Below are 20,547 nucleotides of genomic sequence, written 5' to 3'. Positions count from 1 at the left end.
CTTATACGTCTATACGTCGCGGTTGTTGAGCGAGAGGAACGCGCCGCCGAGCGCCACCGCGGTGATCCCCGCCATGATCCACAGCGGCTGCCAGCCGGTCGGGCCCGAGCCCGCGGTCACCGAGTTGTCGTAGAGCACGGCGAGCTGGCTGGGGACCGAGTACTCAAGGAGCGCCTGCTGCAGGTCCTTGAGCGACTCCGCGAACATGAAGATCGCCATGACGAGTGGCAGCAGCACGACGCCGACCATGATGGTGATCGCGCCCGCCGAGTGCCGTACGAGGGTGCCGACGGCGAGGCCGAGCAGGCCCAGCAGCGCGACGAACAGGCCGACGCCGAGCGTCGACTTCGCCCACGTGCCGCCCGCCGGGGAGCCCGCGCCCACGATGCCCACCTGGAGCGCGCCGACGAGCGCGGCGAACACGGTCGTCAGCACCGTGACGAGCAGGAAGAAGACGATCGCCTTGGCGGCGAGCACCCGGCTCCGGCTGGAGCAGGCCGTCATCGTCGTACGGATCATGCCGGTGCCGTACTCGGAGGCGATGGTGAGGACGCCGAGGGTCATCACGCAGATGGTGCCGAGCAGTGTGCCGAAGAAGCCGAGGCTGAGCACCTGGTCGCTGCTGGGCGACGAGTTGTCGTCGGCGGCGACCACGGCCGCCGAGGCCAGACCGAGTCCGACCATCAGCACGATCATCACGCCCAGCGTCCACATCGTGGAGCGCACGGAACGGATCTTCGTCCACTCCGACGCGAGCGCGTCGCCGAGGTGCGCCTTGCGGATCGGGATGGGCGAGGCGTACGAGGCACCGGGTGCGGCGAGGGGCGGGGGCGGCGTGCTCATCGGGCGTCCTTGTCCATCGGCGGGGCGGTCGGGGGCATCGGGGCCGCGTACGGATTCTGGTCAATGACGGGCGGCTGGACCGGGGGCTGCATCGGTGCCTGGGGCGGTGGCGGGGCGTACCAGCCGGGCTGGCCCTGGCCGGGCACGGGCATCTGGGCGGGCGGCATCGCGCCGGGCGGCAGCGGCTCGTGCAGGCCGGCGCGCTGGTCGGCGGTCGAGCGGAAGTCGACGGCGCCCTGCGTCATCCGCATGTACGCCTCTTCCAGCGAGGCCTGGTGCGGAGACAGCTCCCACAGCCGTACGTCCGCGCCGTGCGCCAGATCGCTGATGCGCGGCAGCGGCAGGCCCGTGACCCGGAGCCCGCCGTCCTGCTCGGGCATCACCTGGCCGCCCGCCTCGGTCAGCGCGGCCGTCAGCTTCTCGCGCTGCTGCGGCTCGCTGTCGGGGGTGCGCACCCGCGCGAAGCCGGCCGAGTTGTGCGCGATGAAGTCCCGCACGCTCATGTCGGCGAGCAGCTGTCCGCGCCCGATCACGATCAGGTGCTCGGCCGTGAGCGCCATCTCGCTCATCAGGTGCGAGGAGACGAAGACCGTGCGCCCCTCGGAGGCGAGCTGCTTCATCAGGTTCCTGACCCAGAGGATGCCCTCGGGGTCCAGCCCGTTGACCGGCTCGTCGAAGAGCAGCACCTGCGGGTCGCCGAGGAGCGCGGCGGCGATGCCGAGCCGCTGCCCCATGCCGAGCGAGAACCCCTTGGAACGCCGCTTCGCGACGTCCTGGAGCCCGACGACGCCGAGCACCTCGTCGACCCGGCGGGCCGGGATGCCGGAGAGCTGGGCCAGGCTCAGCAGATGGCTCCGGGCGGTCCTGCCGCCGTGCACGGCCTTCGCGTCGAGCAGCGCGCCGACCTGGCGCGGCGCGTTCGGCAGCCTGTTGTACGGATATCCGCCGATGGTCACATGGCCGGCGGTCGGCTGGTCGAGGCCGAGGATCATGCGCATCGTCGTGGACTTGCCCGAACCGTTCGGCCCGAGGAATCCGGTCACGGTCCCCGGCCGTACCTGGAAGGAAAGGTTGTACACGGCTGTCTTCGCGCCGTAGCGCTTCGTCAGGCCGACTGCCTCGATCATTCTCCGCACCCATCGGAAGGTTCTGAGAGTTCAGGACGTCGGGGCACACGCCCCCCGTAAGAGTTAGGAGGGTATACGCGAGCTGACGGTTCCGGCCAAGAGTGCGTAAAGGGTCGGACTGGTCCGTGTGGTGCCTACGCGTCCCGCTTCTTCAGCAGCGCGTATCCGACGATCAGTGCCACCGCCACCCACACCAGTAGGATCGCGAGCCCGCCCCACGGCCCGTACGGCGCGTCGTCGCTGGGCGGGTCCACCACCTGCATGATCTTCAGGCCCGCCTGGTCGGGGAAGTACTGGGCGACCTTCTTCGTGGCCGAGACGCTGCCGAGGATCGGTGAGACCAGGAAGAAGAACGGCATCAGGATGCCGAGCGAGAGCATGGGGGAGCGGAGCATCGCCGCGACGCCCATGGAGAACATCGTCATCAGCGTCATGTAGACGGCGGCGCCGAACACCGCGCGCAGCACGTTCGGGGCGCCCAGGTCCGTGCTGTGGTCGCCGAGCATCAGCTGGCCGAGGAAGAACGACGCGAAGCTGGTGACCAGCGCGACGACGAGGGCGAGCAGCGCGGCGACCAGAACCTTGGAGAAGAGGAACGTGCCGCGCTGCGGGACCGCCGCGAGCGAGGTGCGGATCATGCCCGTGCTGTACTCGCTCGCGACCACCAGGACCCCGAAGACCAGCATCGCGAGCTGGCCGAGGGTGAGGCCGGAGAAGGAGATGAAGGTCGGGTCGAAGGTCAGCTTGTCGCCGGTCGACATCTTGTCGAACTCGTTGCTGGTGAGCGCGCTGATCAGCATGCCGAGGCCGACGGAGACGATCACCGCGAGACCGAGCGTGAGGGCCGTCGAGTTCACCGATTTGATCTTGGTCCACTCGGAGCGGAGGACCTGGGCCGCGGCCATCTCAGGCGCCCTTCTCTCGGTTCGCTTGATCCCAGCTCGAACCCCAGGCGGACTGCTGCGGGTTCTGTGGGGTCTGCGGGTTGGGGGGAGTCTGCGGGTCTTGCGGGGCCTGCGGGCCTTGTGGGTTTCCCTGTTCCGGTGCGTCCGTGTGCGCGTGGTACTCCACCGACTCCGCCGTCAGTTGCATGAACGCCTCTTCCAGGGAAGCCTGCTGCGGGCTCAGCTCGTGCAGGACGAGCTGGTTCCGCGCGGCGAGCTCGCCGAGCTCCTCGGCAGGGTGGCCGTCCACTTCGAGGGCGCCGCCGGACTCCACGACAGTGATGCCGGCCCGGTGCAGCACGTCGAGCAGGCGCTCGTGCTGGGGCGAGCGCAGCCGGACGTAGGAGCGCGAGTTCTGCCGGATGAAGTCCGGCATCGACATGTCGGCAAGCAGGCGTCCCTGTCCGATGACCACCAGGTGGTCGGCGGTGAGCGCCATCTCGCTCATCAGGTGGGAGGAGACGAAGACCGTACGGCCGGCGGTCGCGAGGGATTTCATCAGGTTGCGGATCCAGTGGATGCCCTCGGGGTCGAGCCCGTTGACCGGCTCGTCGAACATCAGGATCTGCGGGTCGCCGAGCAGCGCGCCGGCGATGCCGAGGCGCTGGCCCATGCCGAGCGAGAAGCCCTTCGCCTTCTTGCGGGACACGGCCGTGAGGCCGACGGTGTCGAGCACCTCGTGGACGCGGCTCCTGGGGATGCCATTGGACTGCGCCAGGCACAGGAGGTGGTTGTAGGCGCTGCGGCCGCCGTGCATCGCCTTCGCGTCGAGCAGCGCGCCGATGTAGCGCAGCGGGTCCTTCAGCTGGGCGTAGTGCTTGCCGTCGATCCGGACGTCGCCGGCGGTCGGGTTGTCGAGGCCGAGCATCATCCGCATCGTGGTGGACTTGCCCGCGCCGTTCGGGCCGAGGAAGCCGGTGACGATTCCTGGCCGGACGGAGAAGGTGAGGTCGTCCACGGCCGTCTTCTCGCCGTAGCGCTTGGTCAGCCCCGAGAGCTCGATCATGCGGCCCACGCTAGAACGTGACAAAGCCCCCGGCCACTTAAGTGTGACCGGGGGCAATATCAAGCCTCGTCGGCGTCCATCAAGCCCCGCCGGCGATTGAGGCGCGGGGTCCGGGGCAGAGCCCCGCGGCCTCAGCCCCGGCGAAGGGTGCATGACTCGGGGCTCCGCCCCGGACCCCGCTGCTCAATCGCCGCAGGGGCTTGATTGCCCCGCCGGCGCCGAAGAACTAACGGGACTGCTGCGCCGGCACTCCGCGGGAGATGGGCTCCTCCGCCTCCGGGGCACCCGCGGCAGCGACCGCCGCGCCGGTGAGCGTGGCCAGCATCTCGCGGACGTTCGTCAGCTGCGCGTTGATCGAGTCGCGGCGGTTGGTGAGGGCCGCCAGCTCGCGCTCGGACTCGCTGCGGATGCGGTCCGCCTTGGCGTTCGCGTCCGCGACGATGTCCTCGGCCTGGCGCTGGGCCGTCTCCACCGTCTGGCGGGCACGCCGCTCCGCGTCCGTGCGGAGCTTCTCGGCCTCCAGGCGGAGCTGCTCGGCGCGGTGCTCGATCTCGGCGAGGCGCTTCTCGGCCTTGGCCTGACGCGAGGCCAGGTCGCGCTCCGACTGCTCGCGGCGCTTGGCCAGGTTCGTCTCGAAGTCGGCGGCGGCCTGAGCGGCCTTGGCACGCGTCTCCTCGAAGAGGGCGTCCGCCTCCTCGCGCTTGGACTGCGCGTCCTTCTGCGCCTCGGTGCGCAGCGCGGTGGCCTCGCCCTTGGCCTTCTCGACGATCCGAACGCCCTCGTCCTCGGCCTTCGACTTGCGCTCGGCGGCGAACGACTCCGCGTCGTTGCGCACCTGCTGGGCCGCGGACTCGGCGAGCTCCCGGTGCTGCTCGGCCGCCCTGCGGGCCTCTTCGCGCAGGTCCTTGGCCTCCTCCTCGGCGAGGCGGAGGATCTTCTCGACGCGCGCGCCGAGGCCGGCGTACGACGGCTCCGCGTCGTTCACCTGCGCCTGGGCGTTCTGCGTCTCGAGGTGGAGTTCCTCGATGCGCTTTTCCAGAGCAGTGATACGGGCAAGAGCACTGTCACGGTCGGAGACGAGCTTGGAGATCCGTTCGTCCACCTGAGCGCGGTCGTACCCACGCCGCACAAGCTCGAAGCCGTAGGGGGAAGTGTCGCTCATGGGGTTCCTGTCGAATGAGACCGGTGAGGTGATAGGGGGAATCCTAGGGGGCGTAGCGGCGTGTCATCGGGCAGATGTCGGATTGATCAGCCTTCAGCTCTAGAATGTCACCCCTTTTGAGTGGCGTAAGGACGGAGTGCTTGCCAGAACAGGGCCAAAGGTCCTTGGCGAGCACGGTAGTTGGCCGAAAGGCTAGCCCTCCGAGCCCTTGCCACCCGAACGTGTGGCCCCCGCCGCAGCCCCCGCCTTGACGCCCCCGTCCTTGCCTCCCCCGCCGGACGGAGCCTCAAAACTCTCCAACGCCTCCAGCACGTCCTGGACACGGGAGATCTCGGCATTGATGTCCTCACGGCGCCTGACCAGCACGTCGAGGTCCCGCTGACCCTTTTCGATCATGGCGGTCGCCTCCTGTTCGGCGTCCGCCTTGATCTTGTCCGCCTCGCGGGACAGCTCGGCCTTCTTCTGCTCGGCTTCCTTGAGGAGTCCTTCGGCCTTCTTCACGGCCGCGATCCGGACGCTGCCGGCCTCCGAATTCGCGTCGTTCAGCAGCTCCTTGGCCTTTGCCTGTGCCTCGGAGAGCTGCTCCTCCGCGGCCTTGACCAAGGCGTCGCAGCGCTCGCCGGCGCTCTTCATGGCCTCGGCGGACTCGCGGCGCGCGCGCTCGTGCAGTTCCTCGATCTCGGCCGTGATCCGGTCGCGCAGCTCCTCGGCGCGCTCCCTGATCTGCGTCGCGTCCCTGCGGGCGCCGACGAGCAGCTCGTCCGCGTCCGTACGGGCCTTCTCCACGATCGAGTTGCCCTCGACGGTCGACTCCGCGACCAGGCGCTCGGCCTCCGTGCGGGCCGCGCCGACCATCGTGTCGGCCTGCGACTCGGCGTCGGCGGTCGTCTTCTGCGCCGCCTCCTGCGCCTCGCGGGTCAGCTTGTCGGCCTCGGTCGCGGACTCCGTGATGAGCTTGTCGACCTGCTCCGCGGCCTCCGTGCGCCGCTTGTTGGCGTCCTTGCGGGCCTCGTCCAGGGTGCGCTCGGCCTCCTCGCGCGCGGCCGTCGTGATGCTCTCCGCCTCCGCCGCCGCGTCCGCCTTGACGCGCTCGGCCTCCGTACGGATCCGCTCGGCGTGCTGCTGCGCGGACGTGACCGTCTCGGCGGCCTCGGCGCGCAGCCGCTCCGCGTCGCCGGACGCGTCCGAGATCAGCTTCTCGGCCTTGGCCACGGACTCGGTCCGTACGCGCTCGGCCTCGGCCCGCGTCTCGTTGGTCAACTGCTCGGCGGCGGCCGTCGATTCGGCGCGCAGCCGCTCGGCCTCGGTGCTCGCGTCGCCGACGAGCTTCTCGGCCTTCGCGGTGGACTCGGAGCGGACCCGCTCCGCCTCCGCGTTGGTCTCCGTCGTCAGGCGCTCGGCCTCGGCGGTCGCCTCGGTGATCAGCGTGTCCGCCTGCTCGGCCGCGTCGGAGCGGATCCGGTTGGCGTCCTCGCGGGCGTCCGCGCGAGTGCGCGAGGCGTCCTGGTCGGCCGCCGCACGCAGGTCGGAGGCCTCCGTGCGGACCTGCTGGGCGTGCTCGGAGGCGTCCGTGCGCAGCCGCTCCGCCTCGGTGAAGGCCTCGGAAACGGTGCGCTCCGCCATCGCCTTGGCGGCCTCCGCCTCGGCGGTCGCGTCGGAACGGAGCCGGTTCGCGTCCTCGCTGGCGCGCTCGCGCTCCGCGTAGGCGTCGGAGCGGACCCGGTCGGCCTCCTCCTGTGCCTCCGTGCGCGTGCGCTCCGCGGCGTGCTCGGCGGCGGACCGCAGCCCGGTGATCTCCTCCTGGGCCTGCTCGTGAAGCCCGGCCACGGAGTCGCGCACCTGCTGAGCCGTCTGCTCGGCGGTGGAGACCATCTCGGTCGCCCGCTGGTCCGCCTCCTCGACCAGACGTACGGCCTCGGCCTGCGCCTCGTCGACGCGGGCGCGCGCCACGGCGAGCAGTTCCTCGCTCTGCTCGCGGGCCCGCGAGCGCTCCTGCTCGGCCTCCTCGCGCGCGCCGGCGAGCGTCTCCTCGGCCTCGCGGCGGCGCCGCGCCGCCTCCTCCTGGGCGGCGGCCAGCGTCTCCGCGGCCTCCTCGGCGATCCGCTCGGCGGCGGTCCGCGCCTCGGCGCGGGTCCGGTCGGCGGACTCCTGCGCCTCCGTCTTGAGCCGCTCGGCCTCCGCGGCGGCCTCGGACCGCAGTCGTACGGCGGCGTTCTCCGCCTCGGAGCGGGTCGTCGAGGCGTCGGACGCCGCCTCGGTGCGAAGGCGCTCGGCCTCCGTCTCGGCCTGCGCCTGCACCGTACGGGCGCGCTCGGCGGCGTCCGCACGCAGCCGCTCGACCTCGTCGGCCGCCTCGCGGCGCAGCGTCTCGCCCTGCTCCCGTGCCTCGTTCAGCGCCGTCTCCGACGCGGTCAGGCGCTCCTCGGCCTCCGTGTGCAGGCGGGTCAGCTCGCGGGCCGCCTCCTCCTGCTTGGCCCGCATCGCCTGCTCGGCCTCGTCCTTGAGCGCCTGCGCCGCGCGCTCCGCCTCGGCGCGGGTGGCCTCGGCCTGCTCCTCGGCCTCGGCGCGGTACCGCTCGGCCTCCGCGCGCGTGCGCTCCAGGGTCTCCTCGGCCTGCTTGCGCAGCGACGTGGCCCGCTCGATGGCCTCCGTACGGACGCGCTCGCTCTCCGTCGTCGCGGCGGTCCGCAGTTCGTCGGCGTCCGCCTTCGCCTTGGAGAGCAGCTGCTCGGCGGTGCTGGCCGACTCCTCGATCTGCTGGACGGCCTCGCGGCGGGCCTCGGCCCGGATCCGCTCGCCCTCCTCGACGGCCTCGGCCCGCAGCTGCTCGGCCTCACCGCGCAGCCGCCGCGCCTCCTCCTGGAGCTCGACGGTCTTGGCGCGGTACTCCTTGGTGTCGTCCTTGGCCGCGCCCTTGAGCTCGGTGGCCAGGTCGTGCGCCTCGGCGCGCAGCCGGTCCGCCTCGGCCTCGGCGTCGGCGCGCAACCGCTCCGCCTCGTCGGCCGCCGCCTTCGTCGTCGCCTTGGCTTCCTCGGACGCCTTGTTCAGTACTTCTTCCGCCGTGCGGGCGGCCTTCGCGAGCTCGCCCGCGGTCTCCTCGGCGGTGACCGTACGGGCCTTCTCCTTGGCGTCGGCGATCAGCTTCTCGGCCTCGGCGCGCGCGTCGGCGACGACCTGCTCGGCCTCCGACTTCGTGGTCTCCGCGTCCTTGGTGGCCTCCTGGACGAGACGGGCCACCTGCTCTTTCGCGGTACGGGTGCGCTGCTCGTTGGCCGCTTCGACGCTCGCGAGCTGCTTGCCCGCGGCCTCCTTCGCCTCCGCGAGCACCTTGTCGGCCTCGGCGCGGGCCTCGCGCAGCGCGGTGTCCGCCTCGGCGATCTTCTGCTCGGCGGCGCGGCTCAGCTCGCCGGACCGGCGGCGGGCCTGCTCGGACTCCTCGCTCGTCGACGTCCGCAGCTGCTCGGCGTGGTCGGTGGCCTCCTGCGCCTGCGTCGACGCGGCGTTCAGCAGGCGCTCGGCGTCCTGCCGGGCGCGGGCCAGGATCGACTGCGCCTCGGCGCGCGCCTCCTCGGCCTCGGAGGTGAGGCGCCGGCGGGCCTGGTCGGCGACCCGCTCGGCCTCGGCGCGGGCGGCGGCGAGCGCCTGGTCGGCCTCGGCGCGCGACTCGTCGAGGAGGCGGCGGGCCTGCTGCTCGGTGCGGGCGCGCAGCTGCTCGGCCCACTGCACGTTCTCGTTGACGTGCGTCTCGACCGTGCGGCGGCGCTCGGCGAGCTCCTGGTCGAGCTGCTGGCGGCGGTTGACGGCCTCCGTGTGCAGCTCGGACTGGAGCCGGGACTGCTGCTCGGCGTGTTCCTGGAGGATCCGCTGGGTCTGCGCGCGGGCGTCGCGCAGCTCGCGCTCGGCGTCGGCGCGCAGCTGGTCGGCCTGGATCTGCGCGTTACGGAGGAGCTGCTCGGCCTGGTAGCCGATGTCCGACCCGTCGTAGGCAGGCCGGGACGCGAGGCTGCGGCGCGCCTCGTGCAGCTTGGCGCGCAACACCTCCACCTGGTAGCCGAGGTCCTCGGCGTGCTGGACGGCCTTCTCCCGATCGGTCTTCAGCCGGTCCATCTCGGCTTCGAACCGCGAGAGATGGTCGGTCTCAGCCGGCCGTCGGCCGTCCTGGCTCTCATAGCCCCGCACTGCGCGGTCCCATCCGTCCCCTGGTCGCAAGTTCTTCTTACGAGCCCCGCCCGTCTCGCGAACGGGGCCCCCGGGGAATGGTGTCAGATCGAATCAGACGGTGCCGTCGGACCGGCTCGGCTGACGCCGTGTGCTGCCCGACTTGCCCCGACCCTCGTCCCCCGATACCCGGACCCCGGCCCACGACTCGCCGTTGGTGACGGCAGCCGCCCCACAACCCTACCGGCCCGGCTATGTGGAGGTCAGTGCTCCGCCGAGTCCTTCGGTGCGGCGGTGACGAGTTCGGTGAGTACGCCGTGGCAGTCCTTGGGGTGCAGGAACGTGATGCGCGAGTCCATCGAGCCGCGCCGGGGCTCGTCGTAGAGGACGCGTACGCCCTTGTCCTTGATGTCGTTCGCGTCGGTGTCGACGTCGGCCGTGCCGAAGGCGATGTGATGCACACCCTCGCCGTTCTTGGCCAGCCACTTGCCCACGGCGGAGTCGTCGCGGGTGGGTTCGAGCAGCTGGAGATAGGTGGCGCCCCCGTCGCTCGTCCCGTTGACCTTGAGCATGGCCTCGCGCACGCCCTGCTCCTCGTTGACCTCGGAGTGGTACACCTCGAAGCCGTACGTGGCCCGGTAGAACTCGACGGTCTTGTCGAGGTCGAAGCAGGCGATCCCGATGTGGTCGATTCGCGTCAGCATGCTGTAAGTGCAGCGCGGTTCGAGGCGGTTACGCAACGTGCGCGCGATCACACTCGTGCGGCGATGACGCGGGCCGTACCGGTCAGTACCTTTCTAGGTAAACCCTCGTTCACTCCTCACCTCCAAGGGGCCGTGCCTCATGTCAGGAACGACCGGTACCACCTCAGTGATCGTCGCGGGCGCGCGAACGCCCATGGGCCGCCTGCTCGGCTCGCTCAAGTCCTTCTCCGGAGCCGACCTCGGCGGCTTCGCGATCAAGGCCGCCCTCGACCGTGCGGGGATCGGTGGCGACCAGGTGCAGTACGTGATCATGGGCCAGGTGCTGCAGGCCGGGGCGGGGCAGATCCCGGCGCGCCAGGCCGCGGTCAAGGCGGGCATCCCGATGAACGTCCCGGCGCTCACGATCAACAAGGTGTGCCTGTCCGGGCTCGACGCCATCGCGCTGGCCGACCAGCTCGTTCGCGCCGGCGAATTCGACGTGGTCGTGGCCGGTGGCCAGGAGTCCATGACGAACGCCCCGCACCTGCTGCCGAAGTCCCGCGAGGGCTACAAGTACGGCGCGGTCGAGATGCTCGACGCGATGGCGCACGACGGGCTCACCGACTCCTTCGAGAACATCCCCATGGGTGCCTCGACGGAGAAGCACAACACCCGCCTCGGCATCGCCCGTCCCGAGCAGGACGAGGTGGCCGCCCTGTCGCACCAGCGGGCCGCCGCGGCGCAGAAGAACGGCATCTTCGAGGCCGAGATCACGCCCGTCGAGATCCCGCAGCGCAAGGGCGAGCCGGTCGTCTTCAGCAAGGACGAGGGCATCCGCGCGGAGACCACCGCGGAGTCCCTCGGCAAGCTGCGCCCGGCCTTCGCCAAGGACGGCACGATCACCGCCGGCACCTCCTCGCAGATCTCGGACGGGGCCGCGGCGGTCGTCGTCATGAGCAAGGCGAAGGCGCAGGAGCTGGGCCTCGACTGGATCGCCGAGATCGGCGCGCACGGTAACGTCGCGGGGCCGGACAACTCGTTGCAGTCGCAGCCCTCGAACGCCATCCAGCACGCCCTCAAGAAGGAGGGCATCGGCACGGAGGACCTCGACCTCATCGAGATCAACGAGGCCTTCGCGGCGGTCGCCGTGCAGTCAATGAAGGACCTCGGCGTGTCCTCGGAAAAGGTGAACGTCAACGGCGGGGCCATCGCCCTCGGTCACCCGATCGGCATGTCCGGCGCCCGCATCGTCCTGCACCTCGCCCTGGAGCTGAAGCGGCGCGGCGGCGGCGTCGGCGCGGCCGCCCTGTGCGGTGGCGGCGGTCAGGGTGACGCGCTGGTCGTGCGGGTACCCAAGGCGTAACACGCCTTTGTCAGTGGCTGTGGCTGTGGCTTGAGCGAACGGAGCTGTGATGCAGGACGTCCCCACGTTGGTCGCGCAGGCGAGGGAGGGCAGGCCGCGTGCGGTGGCCCGGCTGATCTCGCTGGTGGAGGGGGCGTCCCCGCAGCTGCGCGAGGTCATGGCCGCGCTGGCCCCGCTGACCGGGAACGCGTACGTGGTCGGGCTCACCGGCTCGCCCGGTGTCGGCAAGTCGACGTCCACGTCGGCGCTCGTGAGCGCGTACCGGCGGGCCGGGAAGCGGGTCGGCGTGCTCGCCGTCGACCCGTCGTCGCCGTTCAGCGGCGGCGCGCTCCTCGGCGACCGGGTCCGGATGTCCGAGCACGCGTCCGACCCAGGCGTCTACATCCGCTCCATGGCCACGCGCGGCCACCTGGGCGGCCTGGCCTGGGCCGCGCCACAGGCGATCCGGGTCCTCGACGCCGCCGGCTGCGACGTGATCCTGGTCGAGACGGTCGGCGTCGGGCAGTCCGAGGTCGAGATCGCCTCCCAGGCGGACACGTCGGTGGTGCTCCTCGCGCCCGGCATGGGTGACGGGATCCAGGCGGCCAAGGCCGGAATCCTGGAGATCGGCGACGTGTACGTGGTCAACAAGGCGGACCGTGACGGGGCCGACGCCACGGCCCGCGAGCTGAACCACATGCTCGGCCTCGGCGAGTCCCGCGCCCCCGGCGACTGGCGCCCCCCGATCGTGAAGACGGTCGCCGCGCGCGGCGAGGGCGTCGACGAGGTCGTCGAGGCGCTGGAGAAGCACCGGGCGTGGATGGAGGAGCACGACGTGCTCTCCGAGCGCCGTGCGGCGCGCGCGGCCCGCGAGGTCGAGACGATCGCGGTGACAGCCCTGCGCGAACGCATCGGCGACCTTTCGGGCGACCGCCGCCTGGGCACCCTGGCCGAACGCATCGTCTCCGGCGACCTCGACCCGTACCGCGCGGCGGACGAACTGGTGGCGGGCCTGACGGGCCACTGATCCAAGCCGCCTGCGGCGGGTGGGCATTTCAAGCCCCTGCGGCGATTGAGCAGCGGGGTCCGGGGCGGAGCCCCGCGACCGCAACGCCGATTCCGGCCGAACCTCAGTCATCGTCCGACGAGTGATCCACGGTCACCGCCCCCGACCGGAGGTCCACATGCCAGTCGTGCTGCGCGCCGTTCGGTGACGTCGTCTCGACCTCCCAGACCTTGACCGCGCCGTCGTCGTCGGCGTCCACGGAGGTGACCGTGCCCTTCGGGGCCGCGGCCCTGGCGGCGTCCTCGGCCGACGTCGACGCGTCCTTCAGGACCGCCGCGACTCGGGCCGCGCTGTCGTCGTCGTCGCGCTCGGTGTGGGAGCCGAGCACCTTGCCCGTGCCGGGGTCGACATCGACGTGCTGCCACGTGGCGCCGGAGCCGATCACGTCGACCTCCCAGACGAGGCGCCCGTCGTCGGAGTCGAGGTCGGCGCCGACGGCCGTACCCGGTGTGTGCTTCAGGGCGGCGGCGATGGCGTCCTCCGCCGACACCTTGGCGCCCTTGGCCTCGTTGGCCTCCTCCTGCGCGTCGCTCACGCCGTCGTCGTCCTTGACCCGTACGGACGACTTGGTCGCGCTCGACGAACCGTCGTCGTCGGACACCGCGACCGCGGTGGCCGTGCCCCCGCCCAGCAGCGCGACGGCGGCGATGGCGGAGATGACAGTGGTACGGCGCTTCATGGGGTTCCTCCCGTGGTGGTGTTCCGACGAGGAACACACTGCCCGGACGACCCTGAAGCCCCGCTGAAGAAGCCTGAAGGGTTCTTCAGGTTCGACCTGACACCCTTGCCCCCATGCGCTTGTTGATCGTCGAGGATGAGAAGCGGCTCGCCCTGTCGCTGGCCAAGGGCCTCACCGCCGAGGGCTACGCCGTCGACGTGGTCCACGACGGCCTCGAGGGCCTGCACCAGGCGAGCGAGGCGGCATACGACCTGGTCGTCCTCGACATCATGCTGCCCGGCATGAACGGCTACCGCGTGTGTGCCGCCCTGCGCGCCGCGGGCAACGACGTGCCGATCCTGATGCTGACCGCGAAGGACGGCGAGTACGACGAGGCCGAGGGGCTCGACACCGGCGCGGACGACTATCTGACCAAGCCGTTCTCGTACGTCGTCCTCGTCGCGCGCGTGAAGGCGCTGCTGCGGCGCCGCGGGAGCGCGGGCGCGAACCCCGTGCACACCGTCGGGCCCTACGCCGTCGACACCGCCGCGCGCCGTGTCACGCACGCCGAGGACGGCGAAGTCGCGCTCACCACCAAGGAGTTCGCGGTCCTGGAGCAGCTCGTGACGCGTGCCGGTGAGGTCGTGTCCAAGGGCGAGATCCTCGACCACGTATGGGACTTCGCGTACGAGGGGGACCCGAACATCGTCGAGGTGTACGTCAGCGCGCTGCGCCGCAAGCTCGGCGCCTCCCTCATTCGCACGGTGCGCGGCGCCGGGTACCGGTTCGAGGTGCCCCGATGAGCGCGCCGAGGAGGCGCTTCAGCTCCGTACGGGCCCGCGCCGCCCTCGCCGCCACCCTCGTCGTCGCGGTCGCCCTGGTCGCGGCCGGCGCCACCGTGCTGCTCTCGCTGCGCGGCAACCTCACCGATCAGGCGGGCGGCGACGCCGACTCCACCGCCCGCCGCGTCGCCACCTCCCTGGCCACCGGCACCGCGCCCGACGCGCTCGACCTGGACGACGAGGACCCGGTCCAGGTCGTCGACGAGGACGGCAGGGTGCTGGCCGCGTCCGAGGACCTGGAGAAGATCTCCGGCACCGGCGTGAGCGACGTGAAGCCCGCCGCGGCGCGCCCCGATGACGACGGCGACGACGACGGGGGAGACGACGACAACCGGAACGGCAGCGTCTCCGACCACACCGACTACACCGACGGCAGCGCCACCATCGACGGCGACAGCGCCGGCTACCGCTTCGCCTCCGTCGAGGTCGAGGACACCGCGTACGGGGATCTGACCGTCCACGCGGGCGGCTCCCTCGAGGCCGAACAGAGCGCGGTCAGCACGGCGTTGACCTCCATGCTGATCGGCTTTCCCGTGCTGCTCGTCATCGTGGGCGGGGTGACGTACCTGGTGACCCGGCGCGCGCTGCGGCCCGTGGAGGGCATCCGCGCCGAGATGGCCGCGATCACGGCGTCGCAGGACCTGGGGAGGCGGGTGCCGGAACCGGACACCCACGACGAGGTGGCCCGGCTCGCCGGCACCACGAACGAGACACTCGCGGCGCTCGAGGCCTCCGTGGACCGTCAGCGCCGCTTCGTCGCCGACGCCTCGCACGAACTGCGCAGCCCCATCGCCTCGCTGCGCACCCAGCTCGAAGTCGGCGCGGCCCACCCGGAGTTGCTCGATGTGGACGGGGCCGTCGAGGACACGGTGCGGCTCCAGGAACTGGCGGCGGATCTGCTTCTGCTGGCCCGGCTCGACGCGGGGGAGAGGCCCGGCGGCGCCGAGGTCGACCTCGGCGCCCTGGTGCGCGAGGAGCTGTCACAGCGCACGGGCGACCGCGTCCCCGTCGCCGTGGAGGTGAGTGCGGTGCCTCAGGTCAGCGGCTCCCGCGGCCAGTTGGCGCGGGTCCTCGCCAACCTCGTGGACAACGCGCAGCGGCACGCCCGCGCCGGGGTCCGGGTGGCGGTGCGTGCGCAGGACGGACGGGTGGTGCTGACGGTCGCCGACGACGGAGAGGGGGTGCCGGAGGGCGAGCGGGAGAGGATCTTCGAGCGGTTCGTACGGCTCGACGACGCGCGCACCCGGGACGGCGGCGGGGCCGGTCTCGGCCTCGCCATCGCCCGGGACGTGGCGGAGCGGCACGGCGGCTCGCTCACGGTGCGGTCCGCGCCGGAGGGCGGCGCGCTCTTCGAACTCGCGCTGCCCGCCGGCTAGCGGCTCAGAGGTGCGTCACGGTTTGCCGCGTTGCGAACGCAGGTGTTCCGCGATGGGGGAGAGGGCCTGGCGCAGGCTGCCCAGCTCCTGTGCGGAAACGAGGTCCACGAAGTTTCTGCGGACGGACGCCACGTGGTGCGGGGCGACCTTCCGCATGGTCTCCATGCCGTGGTCGGTGAGCACGGTGTAGAGGCCCCGGCGGTCCGACTCGCAGTTCTCGCGGCGGACCAGGCCGGCGTTCTCCATGCGGGTGATCTGGTGCGAGAGCCGGCTCTTGGACTGCAGGGTCGCGGCCGCGAGGTCGCTCATCCGCATCCGGAGATCCTCCGCCTCGGAGAGGTTCACCAGGATCTCGTAGTCGTTCATCGTCAGGCCGAAGGGCTGGAGATCCTTCTCCAGCTGATAATTGAGCAGTCTGTTGACCTCCAGGTGGGTGCGCCAGGCGCACTGCTCCTCGTCGGTCAGCCACGGCGTGGCCGTCTGGGTCTCCATGGAATCGATTCTACCTAAGAAGTTGAAAGGTGAACGAATGTGGGGGGTGACACTGCGCACCCCGGCACACCCAAGGGGTGCGGACTCAGGAAAATGGGGTCACGCGTTCGACGTCACACTCCGCAGACTACCGCTCACAGCCCGAAGCGACGCTGGAGGTCGCCGAGCTGTCCGGGAAGACGCGGTGCCGCCGACTGGCCTCCGGACGCCCCTCCTCCACCGGGAACTCCTCCCTGGTGAGGTACGTCACCCACCGGCTGTTCCGGCATCAACGACTCGCTGGATTGCAGCAGCACCGTCCCCGCGCCCACGAACTCGAACTGATGCTCCTCGCCCGAGACCCCGCCGATGCCCGTCATCGCACGTAGACCGCCGATCACGCCCGTCAGGTATCCGTGGTCGTAGTGGTGGCACGGCGAGGGGCAGTCGGCCCAGCCGACGAGCGCCTGCGGATCGACCCTGATCGGCGGCTCCATGAACACGACCGGACCGTTTGACGCCGCAACGAATTTGCCGGTGCCAATGAGTGTGAGGAAGCCGGGAACGATCGACTGCTTCAGCGCGAGAGTTGGCTGAAAAGCGAGCAGATTCCCCGCGCGGATGGTCAGGTTCCCGTCGTCGAGGTCGTACGAGTTCACGTCGAAGGCCCGGTCCGCGAGCAGCATCTTGCCGCTGCCCTCCGCGACCACCCAGTCGCTCGCGTGCAGCGGAGAGTGGAACGAGGTGCGCACGAGCCGGTCGAGCCGGCCGTGCCCGATGCCGTTGAAGTCGATCCGCCCGTAATGGGCGATCATCTTCCCCTTCTGCAGGAACCACTGGCTGCCCCGCAGTTCCACGCAGAACGTGTACGCGTTGACGTTGTCGTCGACCGGCAGCGTCGCCGGGTCGTACACGATCGGGGTCACAGCTTTTCCTCCGACGCCTGGACGTACACCGCACCGCTCCCGCTCAGCTCCAACTGGAACGCCTCGCCGCTGCCGCGCCCCACCATGTCCCGCCAACCGAGCGCCGTGGACAGCTTGTTGCGCACGTCGCCGTGGTGCGCCACGTACGCCTGCGGGTCGACGTGCACGGACCGGCCGGGGGAGATCGGGACCTCGATGACCCCGCCGTGCGCCATCACCGCCACCGAGCCGTGCCCCTGCAACGTCGTCGTGAACAGGCCCTGCCCGGTCACCTGGCCGCGGACCATGCCCATCACGCCGCCCTGCGCGCCCATGAACATCGTCCCCTGCCGCAGCGCCCCGTCGAAGGCGAGCAGCCGGTCCGCCTCCACGTACAGGGTGTCGCCGGACAGCGTGATGACCTGCACGTGGTGTCCGCCGTGCCCGAACAGCACGGTGCCGCTGCCCTCGACCGTCATCAGCGGCGTCGACTCGTTCGCGACCCGCCGCCCGATCATGCCCATCACGCCGCCCTGCCCGCCCTGGACGTTCGGGGTGAAGGAGACGTCGCCCTTGTACGCGAGCATCGCGCCGCGCTGGCTGTAGAGCCGCTGCCCCGGCACGACGGTCGCCTCGACCATCTTCGAGTTGACCTCACGGAACGCCGCCGCCGTCGTCATACGTCCCCCGCGATCGTGTTGCGCTCACTGGGCTGTACGTAGACGAGCCCGTCGCCCTCGAAGAGGATCTGGAAGGCCTCGCCGCCGCCCTCGCCGAGGAACGTGCGGAAGGTCACCCCCGACTGGAACGACTGCCGCAGATTGCCCTGGTGCGCGATGTACGCGCCGGGGTCGACGGTCAGCGGGTAGTCGCCGCTGACCCGGAGCACCACGGCCGGCCCCTCGCTCATGATCGCCGCCTGGCCGTGGCCCTCGACGGTCGTCGTGAACAGGCCGTTGCCCTGGGAGGCGCCGCGTACGCCGGTGAAGGAGGTGCCGGTGCGCAGGCCGGCGTCCGTGCAGAGCAGGTTGCTCGACTCGACGTAGAGCTTGTCGCCCCGCAGCCCGACGAGGTTGATCTCGCTCGCCCGGTCCGCGAACCAGCAGGTGCCCTCCCCTTTGACCTCCATCACGGTCAGCTGCTCGCCGGTGACGCGCCGGGTCACCATGCCCCGCAGCCCCTCGCCGCCCCCGCTCAGCTTCTTGAACGCCATCCGGCCGTCGTACGCGACCATCGAGCCGTTCTTCGCCTTCACGCTGTCGCCTGTCATGTCGACGGCCAGCACCTTGCTGCCCTGTAGTCGGAACGTAGCCACGAGGTCGAAGGTAGCCGCCGACGGGAGCCCGCCGACAGGCCCCCATCGGAGCGATGCCACAATGGGAAAACGCTTGTGCGTACATTCACAAGATCAATGACCGTCCGCCCGCTCAGCCGAAGGTGCACCTGTGGACCTCAAGACCGCCTCCGCCCTCCGACGCCTCCGCCTGGTCTCCGCCCCGGAGGCCGTCTCCTTCCTCCTGCTGCTGATCTGCTCGGTCCTCAAGCGGACGACGGACTTCAACGCGGTGCCCGTGATGGGCATGGTCCACGGCGTCCTCTTCGTCCTGTACGTGATCTTCTGGCTCGACGCCTGGAACCGTACGAAGTGGAGCTTCGGCCGCGCCGCCCTCTACTTCGTCCTCTCCGTCCTGCCCACCGGCGGCTTCTTCGCCGAGCGCAAGCTCAAGCGCGAGGGCGAGGCCGCGGTGATCGCGGGCCGCGCCCGCCAGGAAGGTGTCGTGAACGCATGATCGTCGCCTTCTCCGTGACCCCGCTCGGGGTCGGCGAGGACGTGGGGGAGTACGTCGCCGATGCGGTCCGCGTGGTCCGCGAATCCGGCCTCCCGAACCGCACCGACGCGATGTTCACCTCGATCGAAGGTGAGTGGGACGAGGTGATGGCGGTGATCAAGCGCGCCGTCGCGGTGGTGGAGGCGCGCGCGCCGCGCGTCTCGGTCGTCATGAAGGCGGACATCCGCCCAGGCGTGACGGACGGTCTGACCTCGAAGGTCGAAACCGTGGAGCGGCAACTCTCCGACGGCTGACCGGCGTAGCTCTCGCGCTCCCTCACTCTTACGCCCTCCTCTGGTCGACACGCCCGGGAAAGTCCCCTTTTGTGGGGGTACCGAGACGGTCGAACACCAGATGCTGGAGGGCGCTGTGCGGCCTGACGAGGGCTACGACTACGACACCTACAGCCGGCTCGCCGGGCCGCTCACCGAGCCGCCCGCCGACGGCGACTACCGGGTGCAGTACACCTCGCTCCTGGCGAACGAGCCGCACCGAATACGAGCGGTTCTCCTGATGACGCTCGCGCCCCTGCTCACCGGGGCGCTCCTCGTGTACCTGGTGTGGCCCACCCACTGGGTGGAACGAGAGGGCGGCGAGCGCTGGTTGGTCTCGCTCGACATCGTGATGCTCGTCGCGATCGGGCTCATCGAGCTGTTCATGCTCGTCAACGTCATCTCCATCGCCCACGCGACGATGGTCGCCAGGGACCCGGTCCCGGTGCGCGCCGAACCCGGCACCCGCGTCGCGTTCCTCACGACGTACGTACCCGGCAAGGAACCCCTCGCGATGGTGCGGGCCACCCTCGAAGGGGCCGTGCGCGTCACGCACGAAGGGCCGCTTGACGTCTGGCTCCTGGACGAGGGGGACGACCCCGACGTCAAGGCGCTCTGCGCCCGGCTCGGCGTCCGCCACTTCACCCGCAAGGGCGTCCCGGAGTGGAACCAGAAGAAGGGCCCCACAAGACCCGCACCAAGCACGGCAATTACAACGCCTGGCTCGCCGCGCACGGCGCGGACTACGACTTCTACGCCTCCGTCGACACCGACCACGTCCCGCACCCCGAGTTCCTGGAGCGGATGCTCGGCTACTTCCGGGACCCGGACGTCGCCTTCGTCGTCGGCCCGCAGGTCTACGGCAATTACGACTCCCCGGTCACCAAGGCCGCCGAGTCCCAGCAGTTCCTCTTCCACGCGCTGATCCAGCGCGCCGGGAACCGCTACCGCGCGCCCATGTTCGTCGGCACCAACAACGTCGTACGGATCTCCGCCCTGAAGCAGATCGGCGGGCTCGTCGACTCGATCACCGAGGACATGGCGACCGGCTTCGAGATCCACCGCCACCGCAACCCGGACACCCACGAGCGCTGGCGCTCCGTCTACACCCCAGACGTGCTCGCCGTCGGCGAGGGCCCCGCCTCCTGGACGGACTTCTTCACCCAGCAGACCCGCTGGTCGCGCGGCACGTACGAGACGCTGTTCCGGCAGTACTGGAAGGCCCCGGCCTCGATGCCGCCCGGCCGCCTCTTCTCGTACTCGATGATGCTCGTCTACTACCCGATGACGGCCGTCAACTGGCTGCTCGGCGTGCTGAGTTGCGTGCTGTTCCTGTGGACCGGCGCCTCCGGCACGCAGGTGTCCGCGTCCGTGTGGCTCATGCTCTACAGCGACGCGGCCGCCCTCCAGATCGGCCTCTACCTCTGGAACCGGCGGCACAACGTGTCGCCGCACGAACCCGAGGGATCGGGCGGCCTCGCCGGCATGGCTATGTCGGCGATCTCCGCGCCCATCTACCTCAAGTCGCTCGGTGCGGCCCTCCTCGGCCGCCCCAGCCGCTTCGTCGTCACCCCCAAGGGCGGCGACGCCAGCGCCGACCGGCCGCTGACCTTCCGTATCCATCTGGCCTGGGCGGCCGTGCTCGCCACGTCGCTCGTGGCGTCCGTCGCCCTCGACCACACCCACGTCGCCATGCGCACCTGGGCGGTCCTCGCCCTGTGCATCGCGCTCGCGCCGCCCGTCGTGTGGTTCGCCTCGCAGCGCCGCGAGGCCAGGGCTGCCGTCGCGGCGAGGACGGAGCCCGAGCCGCTCCGCACCGTGCAGCCGGTCTCCAGCACGTCGACCCCAGGAGGGAACTGACCC

General features: G+C 70.8%; 18 protein-coding genes and 1 pseudogene. 7 read left to right on the top strand and 12 right to left on the bottom strand.

Annotation, left to right across the window (positions count from 1 at the left end; all coding sequences use genetic code 11):
- Positions 1–9 precede the first annotated feature (9 nt).
- The 7 genes from ACP4E5_RS16860 to mce form a co-directional block, all read right to left on the bottom strand.
- Positions 10–843, bottom strand: a complete 834-nt coding sequence (locus tag ACP4E5_RS16860) for an ABC transporter permease (RefSeq protein WP_425829503.1) — start codon at positions 841–843, stop codon at positions 10–12.
- On the bottom strand, positions 840–1,970 hold the full coding sequence (locus ACP4E5_RS16855) for an ABC transporter ATP-binding protein (protein WP_425829501.1): 1,131 nt from the start codon (positions 1,968–1,970) through the stop codon (positions 840–842). Before ACP4E5_RS16855 ends, ACP4E5_RS16860 begins: the two co-directional genes overlap by 4 nt.
- A 134-nt stretch (positions 1,971–2,104) precedes the next feature.
- Complete coding sequence (locus tag ACP4E5_RS16850) at positions 2,105–2,875, bottom strand: ABC transporter permease (RefSeq protein WP_425829499.1); 771 nt, start codon at positions 2,873–2,875, stop codon at positions 2,105–2,107.
- A 1-nt stretch (position 2,876) separates the two neighbouring features.
- Positions 2,877–3,920 (bottom strand): ABC transporter ATP-binding protein, encoded by a 1,044-nt coding sequence (locus tag ACP4E5_RS16845; RefSeq protein WP_425829497.1) that lies wholly within the window; start codon positions 3,918–3,920, stop codon positions 2,877–2,879.
- Positions 3,921–4,146: 226 nt separating this feature from the next.
- Positions 4,147–5,082 carry a coiled-coil domain-containing protein gene (locus ACP4E5_RS16840; RefSeq protein ID WP_425829495.1) on the bottom strand — a complete coding sequence of 312 codons (936 nt, stop codon included), beginning with the start codon at positions 5,080–5,082 and terminating at the stop codon, positions 4,147–4,149.
- A gap of 192 nt (positions 5,083–5,274) precedes the next feature.
- A complete protein-coding gene (gene scy / locus ACP4E5_RS16835) occupies positions 5,275–9,261 on the bottom strand; it encodes a polarized growth protein Scy (protein WP_425829493.1) in 3,987 nt (1,328 codons plus the stop codon).
- 242 nt (positions 9,262–9,503) lie between these two features.
- Positions 9,504–9,944, bottom strand: a complete 441-nt coding sequence (gene mce / locus ACP4E5_RS16830) for a methylmalonyl-CoA epimerase (protein ID WP_425829491.1) — start codon at positions 9,942–9,944, stop codon at positions 9,504–9,506.
- A gap of 139 nt (positions 9,945–10,083) precedes the next feature.
- On the opposite strand from mce, the gene ACP4E5_RS16825 reads away from it, so the two are divergent.
- Both ACP4E5_RS16825 and meaB read left to right on the top strand, forming a co-directional pair.
- The gene (locus tag ACP4E5_RS16825; RefSeq protein ID WP_425829489.1) at positions 10,084–11,286 is read left to right on the top strand and encodes an acetyl-CoA C-acetyltransferase; all 1,203 of its coding nucleotides are present in this window, start codon (positions 10,084–10,086) and stop codon (positions 11,284–11,286) included.
- Between the two features lie 49 nt (positions 11,287–11,335).
- The gene (gene meaB / locus ACP4E5_RS16820) at positions 11,336–12,292 is read left to right on the top strand and encodes a methylmalonyl Co-A mutase-associated GTPase MeaB (protein WP_425829487.1); all 957 of its coding nucleotides are present in this window, start codon (positions 11,336–11,338) and stop codon (positions 12,290–12,292) included.
- A gap of 103 nt (positions 12,293–12,395) precedes the next feature.
- Here the strand turns inward: meaB and ACP4E5_RS16815 are convergent, their stop codons facing one another.
- Positions 12,396–13,010 carry a PepSY domain-containing protein gene (locus ACP4E5_RS16815; RefSeq protein WP_425829485.1) on the bottom strand — a complete coding sequence of 205 codons (615 nt, stop codon included), beginning with the start codon at positions 13,008–13,010 and terminating at the stop codon, positions 12,396–12,398.
- Positions 13,011–13,123: 113 nt separating this feature from the next.
- On the opposite strand from ACP4E5_RS16815, the gene ACP4E5_RS16810 reads away from it, so the two are divergent.
- Both ACP4E5_RS16810 and ACP4E5_RS16805 read left to right on the top strand, forming a co-directional pair.
- Positions 13,124–13,792 carry a response regulator transcription factor gene (locus ACP4E5_RS16810; protein ID WP_425829483.1) on the top strand — a complete coding sequence of 223 codons (669 nt, stop codon included), beginning with the start codon at positions 13,124–13,126 and terminating at the stop codon, positions 13,790–13,792.
- Entirely contained in the window at positions 13,789–15,207 is a 1,419-nt protein-coding gene (locus ACP4E5_RS16805; RefSeq protein WP_425829481.1) for a sensor histidine kinase, read from the top strand. Before ACP4E5_RS16810 ends, ACP4E5_RS16805 begins: the two co-directional genes overlap by 4 nt.
- 15 nt (positions 15,208–15,222) lie before the next feature.
- On the opposite strand, the gene ACP4E5_RS16800 is transcribed toward ACP4E5_RS16805, so the two are convergent.
- The 4 genes from ACP4E5_RS16800 to ACP4E5_RS16785 form a co-directional block, all read right to left on the bottom strand.
- Positions 15,223–15,699, bottom strand: coding sequence for a MarR family winged helix-turn-helix transcriptional regulator (locus tag ACP4E5_RS16800; protein WP_425829479.1), 477 nt, complete (start codon positions 15,697–15,699; stop codon positions 15,223–15,225).
- A 134-nt stretch (positions 15,700–15,833) separates the two neighbouring features.
- A complete protein-coding gene (locus tag ACP4E5_RS16795; protein ID WP_425829477.1) occupies positions 15,834–16,604 on the bottom strand; it encodes an AIM24 family protein in 771 nt (256 codons plus the stop codon).
- Positions 16,601–17,263 carry an AIM24 family protein gene (locus tag ACP4E5_RS16790; RefSeq protein ID WP_425829475.1) on the bottom strand — a complete coding sequence of 221 codons (663 nt, stop codon included), beginning with the start codon at positions 17,261–17,263 and terminating at the stop codon, positions 16,601–16,603. The genes ACP4E5_RS16795 and ACP4E5_RS16790 overlap by 4 nt, the downstream gene beginning before the upstream one ends.
- Entirely contained in the window at positions 17,260–17,898 is a 639-nt protein-coding gene (locus tag ACP4E5_RS16785) for an AIM24 family protein (protein WP_425829473.1), read from the bottom strand. Before ACP4E5_RS16785 ends, ACP4E5_RS16790 begins: the two co-directional genes overlap by 4 nt.
- Before the next feature lie 130 nt (positions 17,899–18,028).
- Here ACP4E5_RS16785 and ACP4E5_RS16780 point away from each other — a divergent pair, with 130 nt between their 5' ends.
- The 3 genes and pseudogenes from ACP4E5_RS16780 to ACP4E5_RS16770 all read left to right on the top strand — a co-directional run bounded on the left by ACP4E5_RS16780 (position 18,029) and on the right by ACP4E5_RS16770 (position 20,544).
- Positions 18,029–18,373, top strand: a complete 345-nt coding sequence (locus tag ACP4E5_RS16780) for a DUF3817 domain-containing protein (protein ID WP_425829471.1) — start codon at positions 18,029–18,031, stop codon at positions 18,371–18,373.
- Entirely contained in the window at positions 18,370–18,666 is a 297-nt protein-coding gene (locus ACP4E5_RS16775) for an MTH1187 family thiamine-binding protein (RefSeq protein WP_425829469.1), read from the top strand. Before ACP4E5_RS16780 ends, ACP4E5_RS16775 begins: the two co-directional genes overlap by 4 nt.
- Before the next feature lie 100 nt (positions 18,667–18,766).
- Positions 18,767–20,544, top strand: a pseudogene (locus tag ACP4E5_RS16770) (glycosyltransferase family 2 protein).
- Positions 20,545–20,547: the final 3 nt, after the last annotated feature.

This window comes from Streptomyces fractus, from assembly GCF_049844455.1.
Classification (GTDB): Bacteria; Actinomycetota; Actinomycetes; order Streptomycetales; family Streptomycetaceae; genus Streptomyces; species Streptomyces fractus.
This window is presented reverse-complemented; position numbering and strand designations above follow the sequence as displayed.

Bases quoted from the DNA above. Each gene is read 5' to 3' on its own strand.
- ACP4E5_RS16860 (WP_425829503.1), bottom strand. From the start codon at position 843: ATGAGCACGCCGCCCCCGCCCCTCGCCGCACCCGGTGCCTCGTACGCC.
- ACP4E5_RS16855 (WP_425829501.1), bottom strand. From the start codon at position 1,970: ATGATCGAGGCAGTCGGCCTGACGAAGCGCTACGGCGCGAAGACAGCC.
- ACP4E5_RS16850 (WP_425829499.1), bottom strand. From the start codon at position 2,875: ATGGCCGCGGCCCAGGTCCTCCGCTCCGAGTGGACCAAGATCAAATCG.
- ACP4E5_RS16845 (WP_425829497.1), bottom strand. From the start codon at position 3,920: ATGATCGAGCTCTCGGGGCTGACCAAGCGCTACGGCGAGAAGACGGCC.
- ACP4E5_RS16840 (WP_425829495.1), bottom strand. From the start codon at position 5,082: ATGAGCGACACTTCCCCCTACGGCTTCGAGCTTGTGCGGCGTGGGTAC.
- mce (WP_425829491.1), bottom strand. From the start codon at position 9,944: ATGCTGACGCGAATCGACCACATCGGGATCGCCTGCTTCGACCTCGAC.
- ACP4E5_RS16825 (WP_425829489.1), top strand. From the start codon at position 10,084: ATGTCAGGAACGACCGGTACCACCTCAGTGATCGTCGCGGGCGCGCGA.
- meaB (WP_425829487.1), top strand. From the start codon at position 11,336: ATGCAGGACGTCCCCACGTTGGTCGCGCAGGCGAGGGAGGGCAGGCCG.
- ACP4E5_RS16815 (WP_425829485.1), bottom strand. From the start codon at position 13,010: ATGAAGCGCCGTACCACTGTCATCTCCGCCATCGCCGCCGTCGCGCTG.
- ACP4E5_RS16810 (WP_425829483.1), top strand. From the start codon at position 13,124: ATGCGCTTGTTGATCGTCGAGGATGAGAAGCGGCTCGCCCTGTCGCTG.
- ACP4E5_RS16805 (WP_425829481.1), top strand. From the start codon at position 13,789: ATGAGCGCGCCGAGGAGGCGCTTCAGCTCCGTACGGGCCCGCGCCGCC.
- ACP4E5_RS16800 (WP_425829479.1), bottom strand. From the start codon at position 15,699: ATGGAGACCCAGACGGCCACGCCGTGGCTGACCGACGAGGAGCAGTGC.
- ACP4E5_RS16790 (WP_425829475.1), bottom strand. From the start codon at position 17,263: ATGACGACGGCGGCGGCGTTCCGTGAGGTCAACTCGAAGATGGTCGAG.
- ACP4E5_RS16775 (WP_425829469.1), top strand. From the start codon at position 18,370: ATGATCGTCGCCTTCTCCGTGACCCCGCTCGGGGTCGGCGAGGACGTG.